Raw genomic sequence first — 25,451 nt, 5'->3', positions numbered from 1 at the left:
TGGAGTGTGCGACGCGCCTGCAAGCCGTGTCGTTCAAGTGCGTGCCGGATCAAGCGCAGCGCTGGGTATCACGGTTAGAATCGGCCGGTCGAAGAGGGAGAGCAGTTGTGAACGGATTGCCGATAGCGATAGTGGGGGCGGGTACGGCCGGCCTGGCCAGTGCAATTTTCCTGGCCCGCCAGGGCTACGCGGTGCGCCTGCTGGAGCGGGTCGAGCAGTTGCAGCCGGTGGGCGCGGGCATCCTGCTGCAGCCCTCCGGCCTAGCGGTATTGCAGCGCCTCGGCCTGCTGGCTGAGTGCACCGCACTGGGCGCTCCGGTCAGTCGGCTGTACGGCACCAGTTGCCAGGGGCGGACGATCCTCGACACGCGTTATCACGACTGGCAGCCGGGCAGCTTTGGTCTTGGCATCCACCGCGGCGTACTGATGACGGCATTGCTGTATGCCGCGCAACGTGCCGGCGTGCAGGTGGAAACCGGTGTCACTGTCAGTCGTTTCGAGCAGGCCTGCGGCCATATCCGACTGCTGCGGCAGGACGAGAATGGCGAGGAATTTCCCATGGGCGACTTTGCCGCGCTGATCCTGGCGGACGGCACGCGCTCGACCCTGCGTGCGCAGATGCAGGTACGCCAGTGGTCGCGCCCCTATCCCTGGGGCGCCCTGTGGAGCATGTTGCCGACGTCGGTGAACGCCGGCTCCGGTGAGCTGCGCCAGTGGTATCGCGGTTGCCGGGAAATGTTCGGGTTGATGCCAACCGGTTGTACCCATCAGGCCCGTGAAACGTCACTGACCAGCCTGTTCTGGAGCCTGCCGCTCAGTGAGCATGACGCCTGGCGAGCGAGTGGACTGGAGGCCTGGAAAACCCGCGTGCGTAGCCTGGCTGGCGAGCCTGCCGAGGTTTATCTCGAACAGCTCCATGACACCGCGCAACTGACCCTGGCCGCCTACGCGGATGTGCGCATGCAGCGCTGGCACGATGGCCGCGTCCTGGCCATCGGTGACTGCGCCCACGCCATGAGTCCGCAACTGGGGCAGGGCGCCAATATGGCGCTGGTCGACGCAGCAGCGCTGGCCGATGCACTGGGTGATGCCACTGAGCGCGAGCAGCAGTCTCTCGATTGGAACGCGGTCTTCGCTCACTACGGCGATACGCGCCGTGATCACCTGCGTTACTACCGCCAGGCCAGCCGTTTGCTGACGCCCCTGTTCCAGTCCAACAGCAACGTATTGGCGGTCATGCGCGATATCGCCTTGATGCTTGCCCGGCACAACCGCTTCGGTCGCCAGCATGCGGTCAGCACCCTCGTCGGTGCGCGTAATGGCTGGCTATGGTCAGGGGCACAGAAGCGCGAGTTGCATGTGTGGACGGGGGAGCGTGAGGCCTGGGAAGAGGCTTCGCGAATTTAGCTTAAGGATGGTCTGAAAAGTCCATTAATGACTACTGTTCGAACAGTGAAGGTAGTGCTTTTCAAGTGGTGAGCAGAACTTTTGGGGTATGCGGTCTTAGAGCGATTCCGTCTTCGACGTCAATGGTTTCGACTGCATACAGTTGGTTGTTCATCGTTGCGAGGCACCACTGGTAGCCATCGGGCAGAGCCAGGCGCTCAGGTTCCAGCAATACATCTGTGGACAGTTCATTGGCCAAATTCATGGCCAGTTTTACTTCGTCAAGAATCAAATCATCAGACGCCCAAGAGAGACCTAGATTTTGATGAAATTCAGATTCGTTGTCGAAGTATTGAAGAAAAAAAGCAGCACTGTCTTGTGGATGCTCAAGAGATTCGACCCCTTCTGGAATATATCGATTAAGCAATGTGATTATTTGTGCTTCGGAGACTTTTCTCTTGATGAATAGATTTATTGACTTGCTCATTTGATGCCTCGTTCTTTCATGATGTCGAGTAGTTGTGTTGTACGAGTCTTTTGTTCTAGGGTGAATATTCCTTTTTGGGTCATGATGTCTAATGTTTTTCTTGCGTTGTCCAGGCCTTTCTTTTTGGCATTTATCAGTATGTTGTATTCGGCTGAGGTGATATTTACAGTGCCAGGGCCACTAATTGGGTGTATTGAGTTTTCATGCAGGCCATATACTCGCCCCGAGGATGTATAAAATAACTCGCCTTGGCGAATAGATTCACCGTTTGTGTGAATTTCTCTTAAATCTTTCGCGACTTCCTCTGGTGAAACGGTATACATGGTGTTTCCAGTTTTCTTAGGGATTGTCACCTTATGAGGAAAGTGCCTTTCGCTAAGAGTTAAATGCGACCAGCTCCGTAAGGTTGGGGCAGCAAGTGTCTCAGGTCGAATTGTTTCAGGTCTTTCTACCTCTACCGTCCGTGCCCCAGTCCCGCTCCCTCTCGCTCTGCCTCCACGCCTGATCCTTGCGCGCTTCAAGGCCGCGCTCAGGCGTTTCAATGCATTGCCCAGGCGAGTGAGCTTGTCCAGATAGCTTACCGATGCTGCACCGCGAGCGGCCAGGCCGACGCCGCCGGTGAAGACGATCAGCAGGGCTGCCAGTACGATTTCGAACAGTGCGCCGCCGCTGAACTCGGCGACCTCCTCGACGTTCTGCGCCTTGGCGTAGTCGACGGCGAAACGGCCGAGCATGGCCTTGCTGGGCGCGTCTTCGTAGATGAAGCAGGCCAGTTCGTAGGCTTCGGCCAATTGTTCGCGGGTGATGCTGCTCGGGTCGAAGCCCAGTGCCTCGACCAGTTCGCGGTGTTGCTCGGCGCTGAACTGGCGGTTGTAGGCGGCCAGCCAGGTTTCGCCTTCACTGGCGCGAGCCTGCCAGGCGCTGCGCAGGGCATTGGAGAAGGCGGTGAAGGGATTGACCAGGTCAGAGAATTCCTTGGCGGTCTTGAGAAGCCCCCAGGCACCAAGAAAGAAACCTTTGCCCACCGCGAGTTGGCGATGCACATAGTTGGAGAAAGCGCTGCGCTGATCCTGGATGGCTTGTAATCGCGCTGCTTCCGCGCGCTCTGCGGCAAGAATTTCGTCCAGTACGGTCTGTAGCTCGGCACGGGCACTGCTGATGTCGGTGTCGACATCAGCGTCAGCGAGCAGCTGTGCTTCGTACTCGCCGCTGGGTATGCTCTGAATCAGACTGCCGCGGGTATCCAGGCTGCCGCGCAAGGCATTGCCGCTGGCCGGCGAGAGGCTGTAGGGCAGATTGGCGCCGAGGCATTCGCCGTTGTCCCAGACGAAACGCAGGCCGACCAGGCAACTAGCGGTCTGGGTGCTGCCACCTTCCAGTGGCCTGGGGGCCTGGCGGTGGAAATCGCCGTTATAGGGTTCCGGCGTTGGAGCCGGGCGGTCGTTGCGGTTGTTGGGGACGTAGCCGCTCATCCTGTTGCATCCCTGCTGCAGCCGGCGGATGCCGGCAGGTTCCTTCGTCAGCGTCCGATGCTAACCAATGACCTATGCGCAAAGTCTTGCGCAGTGGCGTGCGGCGTCTCTGTTTTGTGAGCGATGCACGCAAATAGTGGCGTTCACCGCTCAGTTGCGTTGCAGCTCGAGCAGGGCTTTCTGGCTGAGATCCAGCCACTCCTTGTGCAGCACGCGATAGTGTCGGGCAGAGCGGCGGGCGTGGGTCTGGATTTGCAGCAACAACTCGACCGCTTCGCGCTCGCGCCCCAGTCGACGCAGTAGCAGGGCATAGCGGTAGTTGGCTTCCGGGCTGGCGCAATAGCTGCCGAGGGCGCGGTATTCCTCCTCGGCCTTGAAATCGTTGCCCTGGCCTTCGAGGGCGCGGGCATACAGCAGGTGGCCGTCGCTGGAACGGAAGTCGGGGTTGTGGGTGATCAGTTGATCGAGGCTCGCCTGGCAACCAGCGAAATCACCCAGGGCGAAGCGTGCCCTGGCCAGGCCAAGGAGGATGTCGGGCGCATCGCTGTGGATGCCGCGCAAGGCCATCTGGTAGTGCTTGGCGGCTTCCTCCGCCTGACCCATGCGCAGCAGTTCATCGGCGAGATTGACGCGGGTGTCGCGGGTGTCGCGAATTTCCAGTTCATCGCGCAGGGCGCGCAGATGGCGCTGCGGGTCGACGCTGTCGTGCAGGCGATTGAGGACGCGGCGGCCACGACGGCTGCCGAGCAGATCCGGCAGCATGATGCCGAGAAAGTAGATCAGGCAGCCGAGGCCGGGCAGGGCGATGATCAGGTACAGCCAATAGCGTTCCTGACCACTGCGTACCACGTGGAGGCCGCAGGTGACTTGGCAGGCGATGACCAACAGGGCGAGCAAGGGCATGGTGCGATCCAGTCCTTTGGAGTGCGAAGGGATGCGTATCAGAGCACGGATCATGCGTGTTGTCAGGTGACGCGTGCACGGCTGTGGCGTACGTCACGTGATAGGCTGCGCGGCTGTTTTCATGTCCATCAGGATGCGTGCATGCCGTCGTCGCTGGAGATCTTCGCCAACCTCTTCTACCTGGTTTCGGTGCTGCTGGCGGCGCGCAATTCGGTGCATACCTGGGTGGTCGGGTTGGTCGGCTGCGTGCTGTTCGGCTGGCTGTTCTTCAGCGTGCAGTTGTATGCGGATGTCACCTTGCAGGGCTTCTTCATCGTCACCAGTCTGCTGGGCTGGTGGAGCTGGTTGCACGGTCGCGGTGGCGAGCCCATGCCGATCAGTCGCTCGGCCTGGACGGGGCTATCTCTGGCGCTCGCCGTGGCGGTGCTGGTGGCGCTGGCCTATGGCGTCCTGTTGCACCATTTCACCGATGCCTACGCGCCCTTCATCGATTCGCTGGTGTTGACCTTCAGCGTGCTGGCGCAACTGCTGCTGATGCGCCGCAAGCTGGAAACTTGGTACGGCTGGTTGCTGGTCAATACCCTCGCCGTACCGCTGTTCGCTGCGCGTGAGCTGTACCTGACGGCGTTCATCTACCTGCTGTTCTGGTGCAACGCCTGGTACGGCCTGTATCGCTGGCGCCGTGAACTGAACGCGCAGAATGCCTGACATGACCAGGCGATTCGCAATTGGCCTGGTGGTGGGCAAGTTCGCGCCGCTGCACCTGGGGCACGAGTGGCTGATTCGCCAGGCGCAGGCCCAGTGCGAGCAGCTCGTGCTGCTCAGTTGGTCGCGACCGGAGCGTGCAGGCTGCGAGCCCGAGCGGCGGGCGAACTGGTTGCGGCTACGCTTTCCCGAGCTACGCAGCTGGGTGGTGACGCCCGAGTGGGTGGCTCGGCAACGTGCGCAGAGCCTGGCGCTGCCTGATCTACCCGACGAATCCGAGCCCGATTCCGTGCAGCGCCAGTTCGTTGCCGACTTCTGCCTGGCCGTGCTGAGGCAGCCGGTCGATGCGGTATTTACCAGCGAGGCCTATGGCGAGGGCTTCGCCGCGCACCTGAGCCGATGCTTCGGGCGAGCGGTGCAACATGTCGAGATCGACCGGGCGCGCACGCAGGTGCCGGTGTCCGGTACGCGTCTAAGGGCCGATATCCATGGTCTGCGCGAATATCTGGCGCCGCCGGTCTATGCCGATTTCGTCGAGCGCATCGCCTTGCTCGGCGGTGAGTCCACCGGCAAGAGCAGCCTCGCCGTGGCACTGGCCGAGGCGCTGGGCACGCGCCATGCCGCCGAGTACGGCCGCGAACTGTGGGAAGAGCAGGGCGGTGTGCTCGGTTATGACGACCTGCTGCGTATCGGCCGCACCCAGGTCGCGCGGGAGGGCGAGTTGGCCGGGCAGTGCCGACGCTACCTGGTCTGCGACACCACGCCCCTGACCACGCTGTTCTACTGCCGCGAGCTGTTCGGCCGCGCCGAGGTCGAACTGGAGCAGTTGGCCGAGCGGCACTATCACCACCTGTTCCTGTGCGCCGATGACTTCCCCTTCGTGCAGGATGGTACGCGTCAGGACGAGACCTTTCGCCGCCGCCAGAACCAGTGGTACGAGCAGGAACTGACGCGGCGCGGCTGGCCATTCACCCGGTTGACCGGCTCTCTGCCACAGCGCATCGAACAGGTGCTGCATAGCCTGAGCGGAACCTAGTCGGAGGTAGTCGGTGCGCACTGCGCACCCTACGCTCGAACGAGCGAAGCACTTGCTGGGATGCCGCAGGTGGTTTTGCGTAGGGTGCGCTGCGCGCACCGGCTTGTGGAACACACCTGGAGTTCAGCCAGCCATGGCTGCAATCAGCGGCGCGCAACGTCTGGGCGCGTTGCGACACGCTACGAAACTTGTCGGGCATCCATGGCTGGGCGAGGATGCGCGTTTTCGACCGAACCGGGATCGTCATGCGCCGTCTGCCCTCGCTCACCGCCCTGCGCACTTTCGAAGCCGCCGCGCGGCATGCACATTTCGGCCGCGCCGCCGACGAGCTGTGCGTCACCGACAGCGCCGTCAGCCACCAGATTCGTCAGTTGGAAGAGCAACTGGGCAGCGCCCTGTTCGAGCGTGATGGCCGCCAGGTACGCCCGACGCCCCAGGCGCGGCGCCTGTTGAGCCGTCTGCAGCAGGCCTTCGAACTGATCGGCGAGGCCTGCGACGAACTGCGTGACCCCGGCTCGCAAGCCCAGTTGCGTATCGCGGTGACTGCCGAGCTGGCGCAGAAGTGGCTGGTGGCACGCCTGGCCGATTTCGCCGAGCGCCATCCACAGGTCACCCTGCACCTGCACGAGCAGCCGCTCGACGCCTCGCTGCCAGCGGCGGATATCGACATCGCCATCACCTACGGCACCGGCCCGGACGATGCCAGTGCCTACTTCGTGCGGCCGTTGCCGACCCTGCAGTTCTTCCCGGTATGCAGCCCCGGCCTGTTCAACCTGTCGCCGCTCAAGCACCCGCGTGACCTGGCGCGCCACTGCTTGCTGCACGATGATCAGGACGGCAAGACCTGGACGGCCTGGCTGACCACCCATGCCGGTGACATTCGCCCCACGCGGCACCTCTATCTGGGGCATGCCGGCCTGACCATGGAAGCCGCCGCGCGCGGCCAGGGCGTGGCCATCGGCGACAACCTCACCAGCGGCGAGGATCTGGCCAGCGGTCGCCTGGTGCGGCCCTTCGCCGCTCAGGTGCCGGCGCTGGGGCAGTACGCGCTGGTCTGCGAGCGCCTGCGCCTGGACAAGCCGGCGGTTGCCGGCTTCATCGAATGGTTCACCGATCAGTTGGTAGACCTGTGAATTGAATTCAAGGGTTCCGCGATAAACCTCATTGGTCGCGAGCGGGCCGCGCGGGTAGTGTCTGGGCCGATTCCAGCCACCGACGAGGAGCCGTGAGATGGCCCGTACCCTGACTTCATCCCCCAAGGCCGATGGCTTTCGTCTGCCTGGCGAGTTCGAGCCCAAGCGCCGCTGCTGGCTGGGTTGGCCGGAGCGCCCGGATGTGTGGCGCAACGGCGGTAAGCCGGCGCAGCAGGTCTGGGTCGACGTGGTCAGTGCCATCGCCAGCAGCGAGCCGGTCACCGTCTGCGCCTCGGCCGCGCAGTACGCCAACGCCCGTAGCCGCCTGCCAGCGGAGGTACGGGTGGTGGAGATGAGCTGCAACGACACCTGGTTCCGCGACAGCGGCCCGGCCTTCCTGGTCAACGACGCCACTGGTGAAGTGCGCGGCGTGGATTTCCAGTTCAATGCCTATGGCGGCTTCGATGGCGGGCTGTATTTTCCCTGGGACAAGGACGACCAGATCGCGCAGAAGATTCTTGAGTTGGAAGAGTGCGACCGCTACCGCGCCTCGCTGATCGCCGAGATGGGCAGCATCCGCAGCGATGGTCAGGGCACCTTGCTGAGCACCGAGCAGTGCGTGCTCAACCGCAATCGCAATGGCCATCTGGGCAAGGCCGAGGTCACCCGGCGCCTGACCGATTACCTAGGCGCCGAGCAAATCATCTGGCTGCCGCGAGGCTGCAAGTTCGACGAGACCGACGGGCACATCGACGACCTGGCCTGTTTCGTCAGGCCGGGCGTGGTGGTGATGCAGTGGACGGACGACCGCAGCGACCCGCAGTGGGAAATCTACCAGGAGGCCTACGATGTGCTACGCAGCGTCCGCGATGCTCGTGGCCGCACGCTGGAGGTGCACAAGCTGCCGCAACCACGAGTGCTGGAATGGAGCGCGGAGGAGGCCGAGGGGCTCGATGCGGTGGACGGCAGCATGGCGCGCCAGGACGGGACGCTGATCTGCGCGTCCTACATCAACTTCTACACCGGCAATTCGGCGATCGTCATGCCGCTGTTCGATGATCCCAACGACCGCGCCGCGCAGTCCGTGCTGGCCGAGCTGTTCCCGCAGCATCGCATCATCGGCATCGAACGCTCGCGTGAGTTGTTGCTCGGCGGCGGCAACGTCGGCTGCATTACTCTGCCGCAATATGCGGCACCTGCCGTTCAGCGATAGCGGGCGAGGATGGCGTCGAGCTCGCCATCCTCTTTCATCTGCACCATGGCCCTGAGCAGGGCCTGGGTCGGTACGTCCGCTTCGTTGCGGATGATGCAGGCCAGCGGGTCGCTGCCGATCTCGGCGATGCGCACCAGGCGTTTGTCCGGAGCGAGGTGGCGGTTGAACCAGTCCAGGGTCAGTTGGTTGGCGACGGCGAAGTCATAGCGCCGGGCTGCCAGTTTCTCCAGCACCTGATCCTGGGTGCGCACGTCTTCGCGCAGCAGGTCGCCGCTGAGAAATCGTGCTTCCAGCGCGGCGTAGCCGAAGCCGAGCACGGTGCCGATCCGTTCGCCCGCCTTGGGCTTGCGCTGTCGCATGTCGGCACGGGTCACCAGCACGTCGTGCTGGAACGTGAACGGCAGGCTCCAGATGTACTGATGGTGCCCGCTGATCAGCCAGGCCGGGCTGACGTTGCAGCGCACGTCGATCTCGCCGTGCATCATCATGCTTTGCACGCGCAGGCGGGGCAGTACCAACATCCTGGCCTGGCGCCCGACTTTCTGCGCCAGGCGCGCTTGCAGGTCGTAGAGAATGCCGCCCACGGCTTCGCCATGCTCGATCTGCATCATCGGCATGGCAGTACTTTCTGTGACGGCGAAGCGCAGCGCCGGCTGCTCGGCCTGCGCCTGCGTGCTGAACAGGCAGGCTAGCAGGGCGCACAGGCGGTAAAGGGAGGATACGCTCATGCAGATGGCGATGACCGACCGAGCGATGATGTTGTACAGCGTGGGGAAAACATGGTGACTCCTCGACGACCAGGCGCACGGGCGAAGGTGTCACGCTTTTGTGCGCCGCTCAAGATGCTCGGGCGAAGGTCGGTGCGCTGGCTCAGGCCGGCGCCGGCTCGAAGCTGTCGGCACGTGCCATGCGCCACATGCGCTCGTAGAACTCGCCGCCGATCTGGCCGCTGAGCAACTCGCCCGGCGCGAGGAACACATGCTGCTGCGAGAACAGCTTGATCTCGGTGGCCGACAGCCTTTGCACCAGGTGCTTGGCGTCGATCTGTGCCGGGTGATCGAGGCCGGCGGCGGCGAGCATCTCGGCCAGCGCCTTGAGCGTGTTGCGGTGGAAGTTGTAGACGCGCTGCGCCTTGTCCTCGACCACCAGGGCGCGCTGGCGTAGAGGATCCTGGGTGGCTACGCCGGTGGGGCACTTGTTGGTGTGGCACGACTGCGACTGGATGCAGCCGATGGCGAACATGAAACCACGCGCCGAGTTGGCCCAGTCGGCGCCGATGGCCAGCACCCGGGCGATGTCGAAGGCACTGACGATCTTGCCGCTGGCGCCAAGCTTGATCTTGTCGCGCAGGTTGCTGCCGACCAGGGTGTTGTGCACGAACAGCAGGCCCTCGCGCAACGGCACACCAAGGTGATCGGTGAACTCCAGCGGCGCCGCGCCGGTGCCGCCTTCCTTGCCGTCGACGACGATGAAGTCCGGCAGGATGCCGGTCTCCAACATGGCCTTGACGATGCCCATGAACTCCCACGGGTGGCCGAGGCAGAACTTGAAACCCACCGGCTTGCCGCCCGACAACTCGCGTAGCTGGGCGATAAATTGCAGCAGCTCGGTGGGGGTAGAGAAGGCGCTGTGGCGCGACGGCGAGATGCAGTCCTCGCCCATTGGGACTCCGCGGGTATTGGCGATTTCCTCGGTGATCTTGTGCTTTGGCAGGATGCCGCCATGACCCGGTTTGGCGCCCTGGCTGAGCTTGATCTCGATCATCTTCACCTGCGTACTGGCGGCCTGCGCGGCGAAGCGCTCGGGGTCGAAACGCCCGTCGGAGGTGCGGCAGCCGAAGTAGCCGCTGCCCAGTTCCCAGACCAGATCGCCGCCGTGTTCGCGGTGGTAGGGGCTGATGCTGCCCTCGCCGGTGTCGTGGTAGAACTCGCCCAGTTTCGCCCCTTCGTTGAGCGCGCGAATGGCATTGGCGCTGAGCGAGCCGAAGCTCATCGCCGAGATGTTGAACAGCGAGGCCGAGTACGGCTGGCTGCATTGCGGCCCGCCGATCTCCACGCGAAAGCTGCACGGATCGGTGAGCGGCGCCGGGCGCATCGAGTGGCTGATGAACTCGAAGCCGTTCTGGTACACGTCGCTCAGGGTGCCGAAGGGTTTGTCGGCGCCTTCGTTCTTGGCGCGCGAATAGACCAGCGAGCGCTGGGCGCGGGAGAAGGGCAGTTGCTCGGCATCGCCTTCGAGCAGGTACTGGCGAATCTCCGGGCGGATACCTTCGACCAGGTAGCGGATGTTGCCCAGGATGGGGTAGTTGCGCCTGACCGCGTGGCGCGTTTGCAGCAGGTCGCCGATACCGATCAAGCTGAGAATGCCGGTGAGCAGGGTGAACGGCCACAGCCATTCATGACGCAGGAAGGGCAGGCTGGCTAGGGTGAACAGGACGCAGAAGGCAAAAAAAGCGTAACGGCTCAGTAGCGATAGGTTCATGCAGTCTCCGTTGGTGCCGGGATCAAAGGCTTCACTCTAGCAGGACGCTGAAAGCTTCAGGCTAGACAGTGTGGATTGAGTATCCACAGGTTGTCGTCTAAAGGGTGCCTGTGTCGCCATACGAGCCACTTATGGCTATCTCAAGATAGTTGGAGACTTTTTAATTATTTTCGGTCATATAGTGGCCATATGGCCACTGTTTCGGCTTGAGGACGAACGCAAACGGCTGTGGCAAACTCTGCTGATTGGGCAGGGGCCGCTATCAAAGCCCCGCTTGCTACTTCTCCATTTACCCACGCTCATCAGGCGCGGGTTTACTGCCTGAGGCCGCTCGGCGCGGCCGACAAGAGGAATGAGCGTGCATAACGTCGTGATCAGTGGTACCGGCCTCTATACCCCGGCCAACAGCATTTCCAACGACGAGCTGGTGGCATCCTTCAATGCCTACGTGCAGCAGTTCAACGCCGACAATGCCGAGGCCATCGCCCGCGGTGAAGTCGAGGCGCTGAGCGAGTCCAGCAGTGGTTTCATCGAGAAGGCGTCGGGCATCAAGAGCCGCTTCGTCATCGACAAGGCCGGCATTCTCGATCCGCAGCGCATGGTGCCGCGCATTCCTGAGCGTTCCAACGAAGACTGGGGCATCCTCTGTGAAATGGCCGTCGGCGCTGCCAAGCAGGCGCTGGAGCGCGCCGGCAAGACCGTCGCCGATATCGACGGGGTAATCGTCGCCTGCTCGAATCTGCAGCGCGCTTACCCGGCGGTGGCCATCGAAGTGCAGGCCGCGCTGGGTATCCAGGGCTGGGGTTACGACATGAACGTGGCCTGCTCCTCGGCCACCTTCGGTATTCAGGCTGCGACCACCGCGATCCAGACCGGCCAGGCCCGTGCCATCCTGATGGTCAACCCGGAAATCTGCACCGGCCACCTCAACTTCCGTGACCGCGACAGCCACTTCATCTTCGGCGATGCCGCCACTGCGGTGATCATCGAGCGTGCCGACCAGGCCACCTCCAAGTACCAGTTCGACGTGGTCGGCACCAAGCTGCTGACTCAGTTCTCCAACAACATTCGCAACAACTTCGGTTTCCTCAACCGTGCGGCGGAAGAGGGTATTGGTGCCAGGGACAAGCTGTTCGTGCAGGAAGGCCGCAAGGTGTTCAAGGACGTCTGCCCGATGGTCGCCGAGCTGATCGCCGCGCACCTGGCGGAAAACCAGCTCAACGTCAGCGACGTCAAGCGCTTCTGGCTGCACCAGGCCAACCTCAACATGAACCTGCTGATCACGCGCAAGCTGCTGGGGCGTGACGCCGAGCCACACGAGGCGCCGGTGATCCTCGACACCTACGCCAACACCAGTTCGGCTGGTTCCGTGATCGCCCTGCACAAGAATCAGGACGACCTGCCGGCGGGCAGCCTGGGTGTTCTAAGCTCCTTCGGTGCCGGTTATTCGATCGGCAGTGTAATTTTGCGCAAGCGTTGAACTCTCTGTAGGCATGCCTGACATGCACGGGGCGTTCGGCTTCGTGCGCAGGCCTGACCTACGGGAGTTCCATGTCCGATTCCGATCTCTTGGGCCGTCTGCTCGCCGGTGAGCAGAAGGCCTACCGCGAGCTGGTCGTGCGCTATCAGGGGGCGATGCGCGCGGTGGCCTACGCCATCGTCGGCAGCCGCCACGCCGATGAAGTGGTACAGGATGCCTGGCTCGCCGTGGTGCGCAGCCTGGCAGGCTTTCAGGAACGCTCCAGCCTCAAGACCTGGCTGCTGACCATCACCGCCAACACCGCCAAGACCCGCCTCAAGCACAACCGCCGCGAGGTGCTGCTCGACGACCTGGCTGCGCCGCATGGCACGGTGGGTGACGAGCGCTTTGCCGATGACGGCCACTGGCTCCTGGCGCCGCATGCCTGGCACCAGGACAGCCCCGAAGCGCTGCTTACCGAGGACGAACTGCGCCAGTGCCTGGAACACACCCTGGCCAGCCTGTCCGAGCTGCAGGCCAGCGTACTGGTGCTGCGCGAGCGACAGGGGCTGGAGTTGGAGGCGATCTGTAATCTTCTCGACATCTCCCTCTCCAATGCCCGTGTGCTGCTGCACCGGGCACGCCTGAAAGTTTTCGCCACCCTGGAACATTTCGAGGAGACAGGCCAATGCTGACCTGCAAGGAACTGGTCGCTCACTCCAGCGATTATCTCGACGGCCAGCTGACCCTGCGCCAGCGCCTGGCCGTGCGCACGCACCTGGCCATGTGCGGCAACTGCCGGCGTTTTATCCGCCAGATGAAACTGACCCAGGCGGTGATCCGGCAGATGCCGGAGGGGGAGTTGCCCGAACTTGACGCCCTGGCCGAGCGCCTGGCGCAGGATCGGCGCAATCAGGGGTGAACTGCGTGCTTGTTGGACGGCTTGGTGTCGCCCATCTGGGCAAGATCCTGCGTAGGGTGGATCGGGGTGCGTAGCCGACGCTTTTTTCATCCACCGTTTGCGATGGTTGTTCGGGCTAATTGGTAGTGCCTCGCAACGAAGAAACCTCCGGCAAACTTCGCTTGCAAGAGCAGCACCGTATGATGGGTAGAGCAACGCGAAACCCATCGAATTTCTCCCGGGTTTCGCTGTGCTCTACCCGGGCTACTTGCTTTTTTATGTGCTATCTGGAGTAGTTAATGTAACCGAAGCTATATCTATCTACCATTTCAATGGTTTTCTTCGCTCGCTCTGGTATGTCCCCTACAGCCTTTTTTAGGTCATTTAAATATGTTTTGGTGATTTCCATAAAATGCTCTGGAACTTCGAATTCAGCTAGATTTTCAAAAATCCCTTCATGGCTGAATTTTGATTTTAGATATACGCTAGCTCTCTGGATTTTTGTCTGCCAATTAAATGGGTACACATTTTTGAGTTCGTCGTCCATTTTTATGCTTGGCTGGATGATTGCTGTTCCATGCGATAAAATGTTTCTAAGGGCAAAAAGTGTGTTTATACCTTCTCTGGTTTCTTCGTTTGTGATCTTGTCTAGGTTGATTTCTAAATATTGTTTGTATTGGCTTTTGAGCTTTTCCCATCCGCCTTGGAGTTCGACTTCTTCTCGAAATTTATACAAAAGCTCTTCGGCGCGAGAAGGCTTTTCTTGGCCGAAGGATTTTCCTTTTTCTATTTCATAGTCAATGTCGCTAGATATTCTTTCAGAGAGGATGCTTCTAATGGTTCCTTCAATAATTGATGCATTTAAGATTAACAAAGCAAAAGACTGGTGGTAGTTAGCATAATCGGATGTCGGGGTGGTATCTTTCTCTAAATTTCCATCATCAAGCCTTAGTGGTGTGCGTATGGATTTAGCTTTCTTATATCCAAGGGCGAGTATCTCATATGCAATTAACAATGAGATGCTAGTTTCCCAGATCCTTATTTTCTGACTCAAACCTAATCTCCCATCAGTTAAGAATATTACTTCAATTGTCGGCGCAATTTTGTTGCGTTCGAGTGCTTTGGTTTTTTAAGGGTTGATTGGTGTTTCTGTCTTTCCGTATCTTTTCTTTCAGTATCATTAAGCTCTTAGATATATTGGGGTCGCGCTCTTCGAAGCAGATGGCAGAGTTTCTTGATTTTTTAAGAATTTTAAAGAACGTGGGTTTGTCTCTCAGTTTTACCTGTTCGGTATACACAACGTGCGTCGTCTTAAGTCTTTCCTCTCCAATATTTTTTTGTCCTAGGTAAGCGCTTTTTCTAGCGTAAATCTTTTTTCCATAAAACTCTGCGCGCATTTTTTCTAAAATACCAACCATGGATATGGACTTGAAAGCTATGAATGAGTGAGCGTTTCTCACTTGTAGCTGATTCATCCAGGAGACATCGCTCTCAAAAATCAATTCGGAAATATTAGAGGATTTATTTCCATACTTATAAATTTTCGCGTCATACGCACAAAGACAAATCTTGTCTGAAAGTGGAAGGAACAGCTGAACACCTTTGGCTAGCATACTCCCAATGCGTGGATCATGAAGGTCACGATAGAGCCAGTTGTATCGGGCTATTGCATGGTCTGAAATAATAAATTCCTGATTGGTTTTGTTTATCAAGAAATGAAATTCAAGATCCTCCATTCCTTTCGAGTCATTGACCCCGTTTAAGGCTTGTGCTGCATTGAAAAGGCGCATCGAGTCTTTGTTTGATGGTCTTATATTGAAGTCTTCTGGATTTTTTATTCCTAAGTTGTTAAGTCTGTTTAAATTTGAAACTATTTGATGGAAGTGCGCGTTGATGAAGTTTAGAGCGTCCTCTCTGCCTTCGACGGTTCTGGCATTTTGACAACACATGAACTTAATTAATGTGGTTCTGGCTTGGTTTGGTATGTTGAAGTCACCATGTCTTATTCTATTTATTATTTCTGATGCGGGGCCTTCGATGTTTGATGATAAAAAGTTCTCGATTTCATTGTTTTTGTCATAGAAGTAATTTTGAGAGAAAATCTCTTTAATTGCTTGGCTTTGGCGAACAATGTTCCTTTCTAAGTCAAAAATATGTACTTTTGGTTTTTTGGCTCCGGTCGAGTCAAGGCCCTCCAGTAAAAACTGGGGAACATAATGCTGGTTTATTGTTTTTTGAATTGCCAATGTGATTTCCTTGCGTAGTAGGATCTTTAGCAGGATTTATATGTAAGGCGATAATGATGTAATAATAAAATTTTCCATCTGACCCCGCACCATATCGTTTCGCTTCGCACGAGAATCTTCTCTAAGTCATAGACTTACCGCTATTTCCTGGGCAGTCAGCTGTGTTTGTTTAATCTTATCTTTTTGCTCCAGCATTACGCATTGTTCACCGCGCGTAGGGCGGATGACGCTTTTGTCATCCACCGCTTGCGATGGCCGTTCGGGCTACTGGCTATCGAAAGCCTCGCCGCTGAAGCGCCTCCCACGGTTTGGTGGATGTTTCTGTGCCTGTGGGAGGGGCTTTCGGTTCTGGCATCCTGCTTCGCTCTACCTCCTGCATCCATACAGTCGTAGCCGCGACTGGTAGCGGGCAAAGCGCCCCCGGATTTCATCCAGGCTACGAAAACTTTTTTCGCCCGCTGTAACGCCCGCATCCCTGCCTCGTCCATTGCTGCGAGGGCGCCAACCTGGCGCCGTATTCGAAACCGATGGAGAGATGCCATGAAACAACTCAATACCCTGACCGCTACCCTGGGCGCCGCGCTGCTGAGCACTGTTGCCTTCACCGCGCATGCCGCGAGCAACCCGTTCGCCGCGCAGGAACTGAGCAGCGGCTACAGCCTGGCTGCCGGTGAGAAGGCGCAGGAAGGTTCCTGCGGTGAAGGCAAATGTGGCGGTGAAATGAAAGGCGATATGAAGGCGGACAAGGAAGGCTCCTGCGGCGCCGACAAGAAGACCGATGCCGAAGGCAAGTGCGGCGGCGAGAAGAGCGAGTAAGGGCACAGGGGAGGACGGATCATGCACCTCGCACACCTCACCGGCGCCGGTCTCGGTCTGCGTCGCGGGCTGCTCGCCGAGCTGATCGGTGATGAGGCCAGCGGCGCCGACTTTCTCGAAGTCGCGCCGGAGAACTGGATCGGTGTCGGTGGCCGGCTGGGCAAGCAACTGCGTGCCCTGAGCGAGCGCCGGCCGTTGCTGTGCCATGGTCTGTCCCTCAACCTTGGCGGCTTCGCGCCGCTGAATCTGGAGTTGCTGCACGCCATCAAGGGCTTTCTGAACGAGCACGGAGTGTTGGCCTACAGCGAGCATCTGTCGGCCTGCGCCGATGATGGCCAGCTGTATGACCTGATGCCGCTGCCGTTTTCAGAGGAATCGGTGGCGCGCATCGTCGAGCGCGTACGCATCGTGCAGGACGTGCTGGAGCGGCCGCTGATCATTGAGAACGTCTCAGCCTATGCGCGCCTGCCCGGCGAGCTGGACGAGGCAGGTTTCGTCTGTGCTGTGCTGGAACGTGCCGACTGCCAACTGCTGCTCGACATCAACAACGTCTACGTCAACAGCCTGAACTTCGGTTTCGATGCCGAGACCTATATCGCCGCGATGCCGAGTGAGCGCATCGCCTATCTGCATGTCGCCGGGCATTACGACCAGGCGGCAGACCTGAAGATCGACACCCACGGTGCGCCGGTGATCGACCCGGTGTGGGCACTGCTGAGTAGCGCCTACGCGCAGCATGGCGTACGCCCGACGCTGCTGGAACGCGACTTCAACTTCCCGCCGCTGGCCGAGCTGTATGCCGAGCTGGCGCATATCCGCAGCCTGCAACAGGCTGCGCAACCGCTGAGCAGGTACGGCACATGAGCGGCGTGCAATTGCAGCGCGATTTCGCCGCGCGTATTCGCCAGCCCGAAGCGCAGGCGCTGTTACCGGGCATCAGCGGCGAGCGCATGGCGATCTACGAGGAGCTGTTTTTCAATAACGTCGCCAGCCTGGTCGGCGGCGCCTTTCCGGTGCTGCGCGGGATTCTCGGGGCGGAGCGCTGGCAGCGGTTGCTGCGCGCATTCTTCGCTGAGCATCGGGCGAGCACGCCGTACTTTCTCGAGATCAGCCAGGAGTTCATTGCCTGGTTGCAGCAGGGCTATCGCGCCGAGCCTGACGACCCTGCGTTCATGCTGGAGCTGGCGCATTACGAGTGGGTCGAGCTGGCGCTGGATGTCAGCGATGCGCAGTTGCCCGAGCGCGGCTGGTCGCCGCTGGCCTGGCCTTTGGCCTACCAGTGGCCGGTGCAGATGATCGGTGCCGATCACTGCCCGACGCAGCCGCCTGCCGAGCCGACCTGCCTGCTGGTCTGGCGTGATCGCCAGGATCAGGTGCGCTTCATGCAACTGTCGCCGTTCGCCTACCAGTTGGCGCTGCGCCTGCAGGCCGCCGAGACGCCTGTGCAAGCGCAGCTGGGGTTGGCCACGGCCCATGGCTTGGCCGCGGATCGCGCCTATTTCGACAACGCCCGCGTGCTGCTGGATGACTGGCAGGCGCGCGATATCTGGTTTCCGTATCCCGAGGACTGACCGCCATGATCGCTTTGCTCAATCGCTTCCAGGACGCGCTGGAGGCTTCCCGGCGCCTGGATTTTCTCGGCCCGCTGTTGCTGCGTCTGTATCTGGTGCCGGTGTTCTGGATGGCCGGCACGCACAAGCTGGCCGATATCGACGCCACCGCTGCCTGGTTCGGCAATCCGGATTGGGGCCTGGGCCTGCCATTTCCCGAGCTGCTGGCCTGGGCGGCAGCGCTGACCGAGGCCGGTGGCGCCATCCTGCTACTGTTCGGTTTTGCCGTGCGCTGGATCAGCATCCCGCTGATCATCACCATGCTGGTGGCCATCGTCACCGTGCACTGGCCCTATGGCTGGCAGGCAATTGCCGACTCGTCCGCCCCCTTCGCCAGCGAACGCGTACTGGCAGCGGCGGAGAAGCTCGAACGGGCGCGGGCGATTCTGCGTGAGCACGGCAATTACGATTGGCTGACTAGTAGCGGCAAGTTCGTGGTGTTGAACAACGGCATCGAGTTCGCCGCTACCTATCTGGTGATGCTGGTGGCGTTGTTCTTCAGCGGGGCAGGGCGCTGGTTGAGCATCGATTACTGGCTGGCGCGGCGTTTCCGAATTTCCCGCTAACCCAGCGGATTGTCCCGGCGCCGGCTCTCGCGAAACTCGCCCGGCGTTTGCCCGGTCCAGCTCTTGAAACTACGATGGAACGAACGTGATTCGGTGAAGCCCAGGTAGCTGGCGATGTCCTGGATCGCCAGATCGCTGCGCAGCAGGTAGTGCTCGGCCAGCTCCTGGCGCAGCTCGTCGAGGATCTGCTGGTAGCTGGTGCCGGCCTGCTGCAGATGACGCTGCAGAGTGCGCACGGTCATGTCGAACTTCTCCGCTACCCGTTCTTTGCGCGGCAGGCCGTCCTTGAGCAGCAGGCGCAGGGCATTCTTGACCCGGCGCGGCAGCGGCTCGTCGTCATCCAGCCCGGCCATCAGGGTCAGGGCATGTTCTTCCAGCGTGCGCAGCAGGTTGGCGTCGGCCTGGCGCAGCGGTACGCCGAGGTAATCCAGCGGCACCAGCAGGGCGTTGCAGGGTTGTTCGAACAGCACCGGACAGCCGAACAGCTGCTGGTATTCGGCCAGGTCGGTGGCGCTCGGCTGCGCGTGCTCGAACCAGACCTCGCGCGGCGAATGTTCGGAGTCGGCGATCCAGCGGGCGTACAGCAGCCAGGAGGCGAGCACGTTCTCGACCATATGGCGGCGCACGTCCGGTGCCTGATGGCGGCAGCTCCAGATCAGCCGCACGTGATCCTCGGCCGCCTCGATGCGACTGGTGCCCATGTCGCCCACCAGTTTCTCGTAAGGCACGATGCGGCCCATGGCTTCGCCGAGGGTGGCGCAGTTCATGGCGATGTAGCCAAGCACGCTCCACGAGCCGGGCTGCACGAAACGCGCCGCATGCAGGCCGAACAGGGGGTCGCCGGAAACCTCCATCAGATGTGCCAGCAGGCGCTCGTGCACCTCGCTGGGCATGCGTTTGCCATTGTCGGCCAGGTCCTGCGCGGCGATACCGGCGGCGGCCAGGGCGCGGTCGATGTCCAGGCCGAGCTGTTCGGCCTGGCGCAGGTATTTGAGCAGGGCGGGAACCGAGGTATAGCCGAGGTTTTCCATGGATTCTTCTTGTTCTGGGATGCCTGTCTTGATTGGCGATAGCGCTTGTCCCGATTCGACAGTGACGGAAATCGGCGGCTGGCTAGTATAGGCAGCCATAAGTGCTGATCGGAATGGGGGATGCGATGCGACGCTGGAACGGATGGGGTGACGAGGCGACCGAAGTGGAACTGCCGGCCCATGGCGAGGCCTTTCTCGCCGAGCTGGTCGGGCCGGGCCAGCGTCTGGCCGATGCCAGCCTGCAGGATGTGCTGGCGCGCGTGCCGGCGTCACGCCTGGCGCCGCATCCGCTGATCAGCGTTGATGCTGAGGTGCGCGTACGCCACGCCCGCGGCCAGAGCCTGCCGGACTGGCTGGCGATGCGCTCTGGTGACTTCGGTCTGTTTCCCGATGGCGTCGCCTGCCCGGAAAGCGCCGAGCAGATCCGCGAACTGCTGGCCTGGGCGCAACAGCATGACGTGACCCTGATTCCCTACGGCGGCGGCACCTCGGTGGCCGGCCACATCAACCCGCAGGCTGGCCAGCGCCCGGTGCTGACCCTGTCGCTGGAGCGCATGACGCGCCTGCTGGATATCGACGAGGACAGCCTGATCGCCACCTTCGGCCCTGGCGCCAATGGCCCGCAGGTAGAAAGCCAGCTGCGCGCCCGTGGCTATACGCTTGGCCACTTTCCGCAGTCATGGGAGCTGTCCACCCTCGGTGGCTGGGTCGCCAGTCGTTCCAGCGGCCAGCAGTCGCTGCGTTACGGGCGCATCGAGCAATTGTTTGCTGGCGGCAAGCTGGAAACCTTCGCTGGCACCCTGGAGATTCCAACCTTTCCGGCCTCGGCGGCCGGGCCCGACCTGCGCGAGCTGGTGATGGGCTCGGAAGGGCGCTTCGGGGTGATTTCCGAGGTGCGTGTGCGCATCAGTCGTCTGGCCGAGCAGGAGCGTTTCTACGCGGTGTTCCTGCCCAACTGGCAGCAGGCGCTGAGCGCCATTCGCAGCCTGGCCCAGGCGCGCGTGCCGTTGTCCATGTTGCGCCTGTCCAATGCCATCGAAACCCGTACCCAGCTGGCGCTGGCGGGCCACCCGCAACAGATCGCTCTGTTGGAAAAATACCTGGCCCTGCGCGGCGCCCGCGACGGCAAGTGCATGCTCACCTTTGGCGTCACCGGCAGCCGGGTGCAGAATGCCGCCTCGCTGAAACAGGCGCGGCGCCTGCTGAAAGGTTTTGGCGGCGTATTCACCGGTACCCTGCTGGGCAAGAAGTGGGAGCAGAACCGTTTCCGCTTCCCTTACCTGCGTCATGGCCTGTGGGAGCGCGGCTACCTGGTGGACACCCTGGAAACCGCCACCGACTGGTCGAACGTCGATAACCTGCTGAACAAGGTCGAGGCCAGCCTGCGTGACGAGCTCACCAGCGACGGCGAGCGGGTGCACGTCTTCACCCACTTGTCGCACGTCTACGGCGAAGGTTCGAGCATCTACACCACCTACGTGTTCCGCCCCGGTACCGACTACGCCGAGGCCATGGCGCGCTGGCAGCGGCTCAAGGCGGTGGCCAGCCGTACCATCGCGGAGAATCGCGGCACCATCAGCCACCAGCACGGCGTCGGTCGCGACCATGCGCCATATCTGGCAGCAGAGAAGGGCGAGCTGGGCATGGCCACGCTGCGCAGCCTGGCCACGCATTTCGACCCCGACCAGCGCCTTGCGCCTGGCGTGTTGCTGCAGGACTGAGCATGGAACCCTGGAACGCCACCTGGCGCAGGCGCGCGCTGCCTGAACTGGCCGCGCGCGACTGGGATCTGCTGGTGATCGGCGGCGGCATCTGCGGCGCCGGCATCCTGCGTGAGGCGGCGCGGCGTGGCTGGCGCTGCCTGCTGCTGGAGCAGCGCGATTTCGCCTGGGGCACCTCCAGCCGCTCGTCGAAGATGGTGCACGGTGGCCTGCGCTATGTCGCCAAGGGCCAACTGGGGCTGACCCGCGACTCGGTGCGCGAGCGCCAGCGCCTGCTCGGCGAGGCGCCGGGGTTGGTGGAGCCGTTGAGCTTCGTCATGCCGCACTACCGCGGTGGTTTTCCTGGGCCGAAGGTATTCGGCGGTTTGCTCAGCCTGTACGACGCCTTGGCCGGCAAGCGCAATCATCTGTTCTACCCGCTGCAGCAACTGCGTTACCTGGCGCCAGGCATTCGTGAGGACGGTCTGCTGGGAGGCACGCGCTTCTTCGATGCAGTGACTGACGATGCCCGCCTGGTACAGCGCGTGCTGGGCGAGGCGCGCGCCGAAGGCGGCGAGGCGCTCAATGGCATGCGCGTGGTCGAGTTGCTACGTGAGTCGGGGCAGGTGGTCGGTGTGCTGACCGAGGATATGGAAACGGGCACTCAGTACCGCCTGCGCAGCCGCGCCGTGGCGCAAGCCACCGGTGCCTGGGCCGATCGCTTGCGCCAGCCCGGCAATGGTCGCATTCGTCCGCTGCGTGGCAGTCACCTGCTACTGCCGAGCTGGCGCCTGCCGGTGGCACATGCCTTCAGCTTCATGCACGCAGCCGATGGCCGGCCGGTATTCGTCTTCCCCTGGGAAGGCGCGACGGTGATCGGCACCACCGATCTGGATCATGCGGGCGATCTGGATGCTGAGGCGGCCATCAGCATGGAGGAGGTTGATTACCTGCTGGCCGCCTGTGCCCAGCAGTTCCCGGCTGCGCAGGTGAGTCGCGCCGACGTGCTGTCGACCTGGGCCGGCGTGCGGCCGGTGGTGAGCGATGGTGGCAGCGCACTGAAACCCTCGGACGAGAAGCGCGAGCATGCGCTGTGGATCGAGCCGGGCAGCGTGACCCTGGCCGGCGGCAAGCTGACCACTTTCCGCCTGCTGGCGTTGGAGGTGCTGCGTGCCTGCGCCGGATTCGTCGGCAAGCCGGTGGATGATCGTGGCTGCGTCGTGTTCCGTGACTGCACACCGCCAGTCATGCCGAACCTGAGCCTGGCGCAGCAACGCCGACTGCTTGGCCGTCATGGCCGACAACTGAAGGATGTGTTGCGCCTGATCACGGAGATTGGCAGCGATTGCGTCGCCGGTACCGACACTCTGTGGGCCGAACTGGCCTGGGCTGCCGAGGGTGAGCTGGTGCTGCATCTCGACGACCTGCTGCTGCGCCGCACGCGCCTGGGCCTGCTGCTGGCCGAAGGCGGCCGCGCCGAGCTGCCGCGTATCCGTGCACTGTGCCAACCAAGGCTAGGCTGGAGCGATGCACGCTGGCAGAGGGAAGAGGGCGATTACCTGGAGCTGTGGCAGCGCTGCTACAGCCTGCCATGATCCGGATCGCACTCCCCGTAGGGTGCGCCGCGCGCACCAACTCAGGTCTGCCAGTTGTAGCCCGGATGTAATCCGGGGATGAGTGAAGATGCCGCTCCCGGATTTCATCCGGGCTACGCATGGGCATAGGTATAACAAGAAGGATCACACCTTGAGCGAACCAAGCTACCTGCTGAGCATCGACAACGGCACCCAGAGCGTGCGGGCGCTGCTGTTCGATACCAACGGCAACCTGCTCGCCAAGGGCAAGGTCGAGCTCGACCCCTATTTCTCCAGCCAGCCAGGCTGGGCCGAGCAGGATCCGGAGTACTACTGGGCCAGCCTCGGTGAGGCCTGTCGCCTGCTGTGGCAGCAGGTGGATATAGACCGCAGCCTGATTAAGGGAGTGGCCGTTACCACCCAGCGCGGCAGCATCATTCACGTCGATGAGCAGGGTGCGCCACTGCGCCCAGCGATTCTCTGGCTCGATCAGCGCCGTGCCGAGGTGACTGAACGTATCCAAGGCCTGTGGGGCTGGCTATTCAAGCTGGTGCGCGCCGAAGAGGCGGTCGATCATTTCCGTGGCCAGGCCGAGGTCAACTGGGTCGCCCAGCATCAGCCGGACATCGCCGATCGCGCGCACAAGGTGCTGTTGCTCTCGGGGTTTCTCACCCATCGCCTGTGTGGCCGCTTCGTCGATTCGACCAGCAGTTGCGTGGCCTACCTGCCGTTCGACTACAAACGCCTGCGTTGGGCCGCGCCCGGCGACTGGAAGTGGCAGGCGCTGAAGGTGCGCCACGAGCAACTGCCCGAGCTGTTCAAACCGGGTGAGCGACTGGGCCAGATCAGCGCCGAGGCCAGCCGCCATACCGGTATTCCCGAGGGCCTGCCGCTGATCGCTGCCGGAGCCGACAAGGCCTGCGAGGTCTTGGGTTCCGGTGCGCTGGAGCCCAACACCGCGTGCCTCTCGTACGGCACCACGGCCACCATCAACACCACGCGCAGCCGTTACCTGGAAACCATTCCGCTGATCCCGCCGTATCCGGCTGCGCTGCCGAACCACTTCAACACCGAGGTGATGATCTACCGCGGTTTCTGGATGGTCAGCTGGTTCAAGCGCGAGTTCGGCCTGCGCGAGATGCAGCGTGCCGAGGCGTTGGGCGTACCGCCCGAGGCACTGTTCGACGAGCTGGTCAACGCCGTGCCGCCGGGTTCCATGGGCTTGATGCTGCAGCCGTACTGGACACCGGGCATTCGTGAACCGGGGCTGGAAGCCAAGGGTTCGATCATCGGTTTCGGCGACGTGCATACCCGTGCGCACCTCTACCGCGCGATCCTCGAGGGGCTGGCCTATGCCCTGCGTCAGGGCAAGGAGCGCATCGAGAAACGTTCAGGCACGCGTATCGAGCGCCTGCGCGTTTCAGGCGGTGGTTCGCAGAGTGATGCGGCCATGCAACTGACGGCCGATATTTTTGGTCTGCCGGCCGAGCGCCCACACCTGTACGAGACCAGTGGGTTGGGCGCGGCGATCAATTGCGCGGTGGGGTTGGGGCTGCATGGCGATTATCCGGCCGCCATTGCCGCAATGACTCGGGTTGGTCAGGTGTTCCAGCCCAATCCGGCGGCGCAGCACACCTATGAGCTGCTCTACGGGCAGGTCTATCAGCGCATGTACCGCCAGCTAAAACCGCTGTACCAGCGCATTCGCAAGATCACCGGCTATCCGGCGTGAGGTGATTAGAAAGGGGATTTGTGTGAGGGGCCGGGCGGCGCTCCGCTTCAGCCGCGACCTTGGTGTTACTTGGTCGCGGCTAAAGCCCCTCCTACAGAAACCAGCCGCCCTCCTGAAGGGAGGGCGATTGGTATGTGTCAGGCGACATCCACCAGCACGATCTCGCTGTCTTCCTGCGCTTCGACGCGGATCACCTCGACATCCGCAACGGCCACGCCGTCACGTGCCTTGGCAGCCACACCGTTGACGCTGAAGGCACCGCTCGCACCCACCAGATAGGCCTTGCGACCAGGCTGCAAGGCGTACTCGGCGCTCTGTCCGGCCTTGACCGTGGCGGCCACCAGGCGGGCGTCGGTGCGGATGCGCAGTGCATCGACATCTTCCTCGTAACCGCTGGCCAGGGTGACGAAGGCTCCTGCGCGATCCCCTTTGGGGAACGGCTTGGCACCCCAGGAGGGCGGCAGGCCGGCCTGGTTCGGCTGAATCCAGATCTGGAAGATCTTGGTGGTTTCATCCTCCAGGTTGTACTCGCTGTGGGCGATACCGGTGCCGGCACTCATTACCTGCACGTCGCCGGCTTCGGTGCGGCCCTTGTTGCCCAGGTTGTCCTCATGGCTGATGGCGCCTTCACGAACGTAGGTGATGATCTCCATGTCGCGGTGCGGATGCGGTGGGAAGCCCGAGTGCGGGGCGATCTCGTCGTCGTTCCAGACGCGCAGGCGGCCCCAGTTCATCCGCTCGGCGTCGTAGTATTCGGCGAAGGAAAAGTGGTGACGGGCGTTGAGCCAGCCGTGGTGAGCACCACCGAGTTGTTCGAACGGACGTACATCGATCATGGTCAATCCTCCAGTCGTGCGCGAGTTCAGTCCCGTGCAGCGTTGATGGGTGAATCATCTATTTGGATTGATCGATTTAAAAGCGCAATATTTACGGTATTAATATCTATTAATTTGATTAGTTTCGCGGGGGCCAGGCACTAGGCTTTCGCAGATTCCTTCAAG

At 61.5% G+C, this 25,451-nt stretch carries 24 protein-coding genes; 15 read left to right on the top strand and 9 right to left on the bottom strand.

Annotated features, from left to right (window positions below; genetic code table 11):
• Positions 1 to 107 precede the first annotated feature (107 nt).
• Entirely contained in the window at positions 108 to 1,406 is a 1,299-nt protein-coding gene (locus tag C7A17_RS01830) for an FAD-dependent oxidoreductase (RefSeq protein ID WP_106736401.1), read from the top strand.
• Positions 1,407 to 1,467: 61 nt separating this feature from the next.
• Here C7A17_RS01830 and C7A17_RS01825 read toward each other — a convergent pair whose 3' ends face one another.
• The 3 genes from C7A17_RS01825 to C7A17_RS01815 all read right to left on the bottom strand — a co-directional run bounded on the left by C7A17_RS01825 (position 1,468) and on the right by C7A17_RS01815 (position 4,247).
• A complete protein-coding gene (locus C7A17_RS01825; protein ID WP_106736400.1) occupies positions 1,468 to 1,872 on the bottom strand; it encodes a hypothetical protein in 405 nt (134 codons plus the stop codon).
• Entirely contained in the window at positions 1,869 to 3,344 is a 1,476-nt protein-coding gene (locus tag C7A17_RS01820; protein ID WP_234035867.1) for a hypothetical protein, read from the bottom strand. Before C7A17_RS01820 ends, C7A17_RS01825 begins: the two co-directional genes overlap by 4 nt.
• A 150-nt stretch (positions 3,345 to 3,494) precedes the next feature.
• Positions 3,495 to 4,247: a tetratricopeptide repeat protein gene (locus tag C7A17_RS01815; protein ID WP_106736399.1), complete on the bottom strand. Its 753-nt coding sequence runs from the start codon at positions 4,245 to 4,247 to the stop codon at positions 3,495 to 3,497.
• Positions 4,248 to 4,388: 141 nt separating this feature from the next.
• Here C7A17_RS01815 and pnuC point away from each other — a divergent pair, with 141 nt between their 5' ends.
• From pnuC to aguA, 4 genes are all read left to right on the top strand, one after another.
• Entirely contained in the window at positions 4,389 to 4,955 is a 567-nt protein-coding gene (gene pnuC, locus C7A17_RS01810; RefSeq protein ID WP_106736398.1) for a nicotinamide riboside transporter PnuC, read from the top strand.
• Between the two features lies 1 nt (position 4,956).
• Positions 4,957 to 5,988, top strand: coding sequence for an AAA family ATPase (locus C7A17_RS01805; RefSeq protein ID WP_106736397.1), 1,032 nt, complete (start codon positions 4,957 to 4,959; stop codon positions 5,986 to 5,988).
• Positions 5,989 to 6,233: 245 nt separating this feature from the next.
• On the top strand, positions 6,234 to 7,121 hold the full coding sequence (locus C7A17_RS01800; protein WP_106742675.1) for a LysR substrate-binding domain-containing protein: 888 nt from the start codon (positions 6,234 to 6,236) through the stop codon (positions 7,119 to 7,121).
• Between the two features lie 97 nt (positions 7,122 to 7,218).
• Entirely contained in the window at positions 7,219 to 8,334 is a 1,116-nt protein-coding gene (aguA, locus tag C7A17_RS01795; RefSeq protein ID WP_106736396.1) for an agmatine deiminase, read from the top strand.
• Here aguA and C7A17_RS01790 read toward each other — a convergent pair.
• Positions 8,325 to 9,062 carry a substrate-binding periplasmic protein gene (locus C7A17_RS01790; RefSeq protein WP_106736395.1) on the bottom strand — a complete coding sequence of 246 codons (738 nt, stop codon included), beginning with the start codon at positions 9,060 to 9,062 and terminating at the stop codon, positions 8,325 to 8,327. The genes aguA and C7A17_RS01790 overlap by 10 nt on opposite strands.
• A gap of 142 nt (positions 9,063 to 9,204) precedes the next feature.
• Entirely contained in the window at positions 9,205 to 10,815 is a 1,611-nt protein-coding gene (locus C7A17_RS01785) for an FMN-binding glutamate synthase family protein (protein WP_106736394.1), read from the bottom strand.
• Between the two features lie 358 nt (positions 10,816 to 11,173).
• Between C7A17_RS01785 and C7A17_RS01780 the strand changes: the two genes are divergently transcribed.
• The 3 genes from C7A17_RS01780 to C7A17_RS01770 all read left to right on the top strand — a co-directional run bounded on the left by C7A17_RS01780 (position 11,174) and on the right by C7A17_RS01770 (position 13,196).
• Complete coding sequence (locus tag C7A17_RS01780; RefSeq protein ID WP_106742673.1) at positions 11,174 to 12,295, top strand: beta-ketoacyl-ACP synthase III; 1,122 nt, start codon at positions 11,174 to 11,176, stop codon at positions 12,293 to 12,295.
• A gap of 71 nt (positions 12,296 to 12,366) precedes the next feature.
• Positions 12,367 to 12,969 (top strand): RNA polymerase sigma factor, encoded by a 603-nt coding sequence (locus tag C7A17_RS01775; RefSeq protein WP_106736393.1) that lies wholly within the window; start codon positions 12,367 to 12,369, stop codon positions 12,967 to 12,969.
• The gene (locus tag C7A17_RS01770; RefSeq protein WP_106736392.1) at positions 12,963 to 13,196 is read left to right on the top strand and encodes an anti-sigma factor family protein; all 234 of its coding nucleotides are present in this window, start codon (positions 12,963 to 12,965) and stop codon (positions 13,194 to 13,196) included. Before C7A17_RS01775 ends, C7A17_RS01770 begins: the two co-directional genes overlap by 7 nt.
• Before the next feature lie 262 nt (positions 13,197 to 13,458).
• Here C7A17_RS01770 and C7A17_RS01765 read toward each other — a convergent pair whose 3' ends face one another.
• Complete coding sequence (locus C7A17_RS01765) at positions 13,459 to 14,229, bottom strand: hypothetical protein (RefSeq protein ID WP_106736391.1); 771 nt, start codon at positions 14,227 to 14,229, stop codon at positions 13,459 to 13,461.
• Positions 14,230 to 14,260: 31 nt separating this feature from the next.
• Positions 14,261 to 15,421, bottom strand: coding sequence for a DUF4238 domain-containing protein (locus tag C7A17_RS01760; protein ID WP_106736390.1), 1,161 nt, complete (start codon positions 15,419 to 15,421; stop codon positions 14,261 to 14,263).
• A gap of 540 nt (positions 15,422 to 15,961) precedes the next feature.
• Between C7A17_RS01760 and C7A17_RS01750 the strand changes: the two genes are divergently transcribed.
• The 4 genes from C7A17_RS01750 to C7A17_RS01735 are packed head-to-tail and all read left to right on the top strand — an operon-like array spanning position 15,962 to position 18,413.
• The gene (locus C7A17_RS01750) at positions 15,962 to 16,237 is read left to right on the top strand and encodes an HvfA family oxazolone/thioamide-modified RiPP metallophore (protein ID WP_106736388.1); all 276 of its coding nucleotides are present in this window, start codon (positions 15,962 to 15,964) and stop codon (positions 16,235 to 16,237) included.
• A 21-nt stretch (positions 16,238 to 16,258) separates the two neighbouring features.
• Positions 16,259 to 17,101 carry an HvfB family MNIO-type RiPP peptide maturase gene (locus tag C7A17_RS01745; RefSeq protein WP_106736387.1) on the top strand — a complete coding sequence of 281 codons (843 nt, stop codon included), beginning with the start codon at positions 16,259 to 16,261 and terminating at the stop codon, positions 17,099 to 17,101.
• Positions 17,098 to 17,808: an HvfC family RiPP maturation protein gene (locus tag C7A17_RS01740; protein ID WP_106736386.1), complete on the top strand. Its 711-nt coding sequence runs from the start codon at positions 17,098 to 17,100 to the stop codon at positions 17,806 to 17,808. The genes C7A17_RS01745 and C7A17_RS01740 overlap by 4 nt, the downstream gene beginning before the upstream one ends.
• Before the next feature lie 5 nt (positions 17,809 to 17,813).
• A complete protein-coding gene (locus tag C7A17_RS01735) occupies positions 17,814 to 18,413 on the top strand; it encodes an HvfX family Cu-binding RiPP maturation protein (protein WP_106736385.1) in 600 nt (199 codons plus the stop codon).
• On the opposite strand, the gene gliR is transcribed toward C7A17_RS01735, so the two are convergent.
• On the bottom strand, positions 18,410 to 19,444 hold the full coding sequence (gene gliR / locus C7A17_RS01730) for an AraC family transcriptional regulator GliR (protein WP_106736384.1): 1,035 nt from the start codon (positions 19,442 to 19,444) through the stop codon (positions 18,410 to 18,412). The genes C7A17_RS01735 and gliR overlap by 4 nt on opposite strands.
• Before the next feature lie 125 nt (positions 19,445 to 19,569).
• Between gliR and C7A17_RS01725 the strand changes: the two genes are divergently transcribed.
• From C7A17_RS01725 to C7A17_RS01715, 3 genes are all read left to right on the top strand, one after another.
• Positions 19,570 to 21,165, top strand: coding sequence for an FAD-binding oxidoreductase (locus tag C7A17_RS01725; protein ID WP_106736383.1), 1,596 nt, complete (start codon positions 19,570 to 19,572; stop codon positions 21,163 to 21,165).
• A gap of 2 nt (positions 21,166 to 21,167) precedes the next feature.
• The gene (locus C7A17_RS01720) at positions 21,168 to 22,739 is read left to right on the top strand and encodes a glycerol-3-phosphate dehydrogenase/oxidase (RefSeq protein ID WP_106736382.1); all 1,572 of its coding nucleotides are present in this window, start codon (positions 21,168 to 21,170) and stop codon (positions 22,737 to 22,739) included.
• Positions 22,740 to 22,890: 151 nt separating this feature from the next.
• A complete protein-coding gene (locus C7A17_RS01715; RefSeq protein ID WP_106736381.1) occupies positions 22,891 to 24,450 on the top strand; it encodes an FGGY-family carbohydrate kinase in 1,560 nt (519 codons plus the stop codon).
• A 137-nt stretch (positions 24,451 to 24,587) separates the two neighbouring features.
• Here C7A17_RS01715 and C7A17_RS01710 read toward each other — a convergent pair whose 3' ends face one another.
• Positions 24,588 to 25,286 (bottom strand): pirin family protein, encoded by a 699-nt coding sequence (locus C7A17_RS01710; RefSeq protein WP_106736380.1) that lies wholly within the window; start codon positions 25,284 to 25,286, stop codon positions 24,588 to 24,590.
• Positions 25,287 to 25,451 lie beyond the last annotated feature (165 nt).

It is taken from the genome of Pseudomonas mendocina (assembly GCF_003008615.1).
Taxonomy (GTDB): Bacteria; Pseudomonadota; Gammaproteobacteria; order Pseudomonadales; family Pseudomonadaceae; genus Aquipseudomonas; species Aquipseudomonas mendocina_C.
The sequence above is the reverse complement of the archived record's forward strand: the minus strand, read 5'-3'. Positions and strand labels throughout refer to the sequence as shown.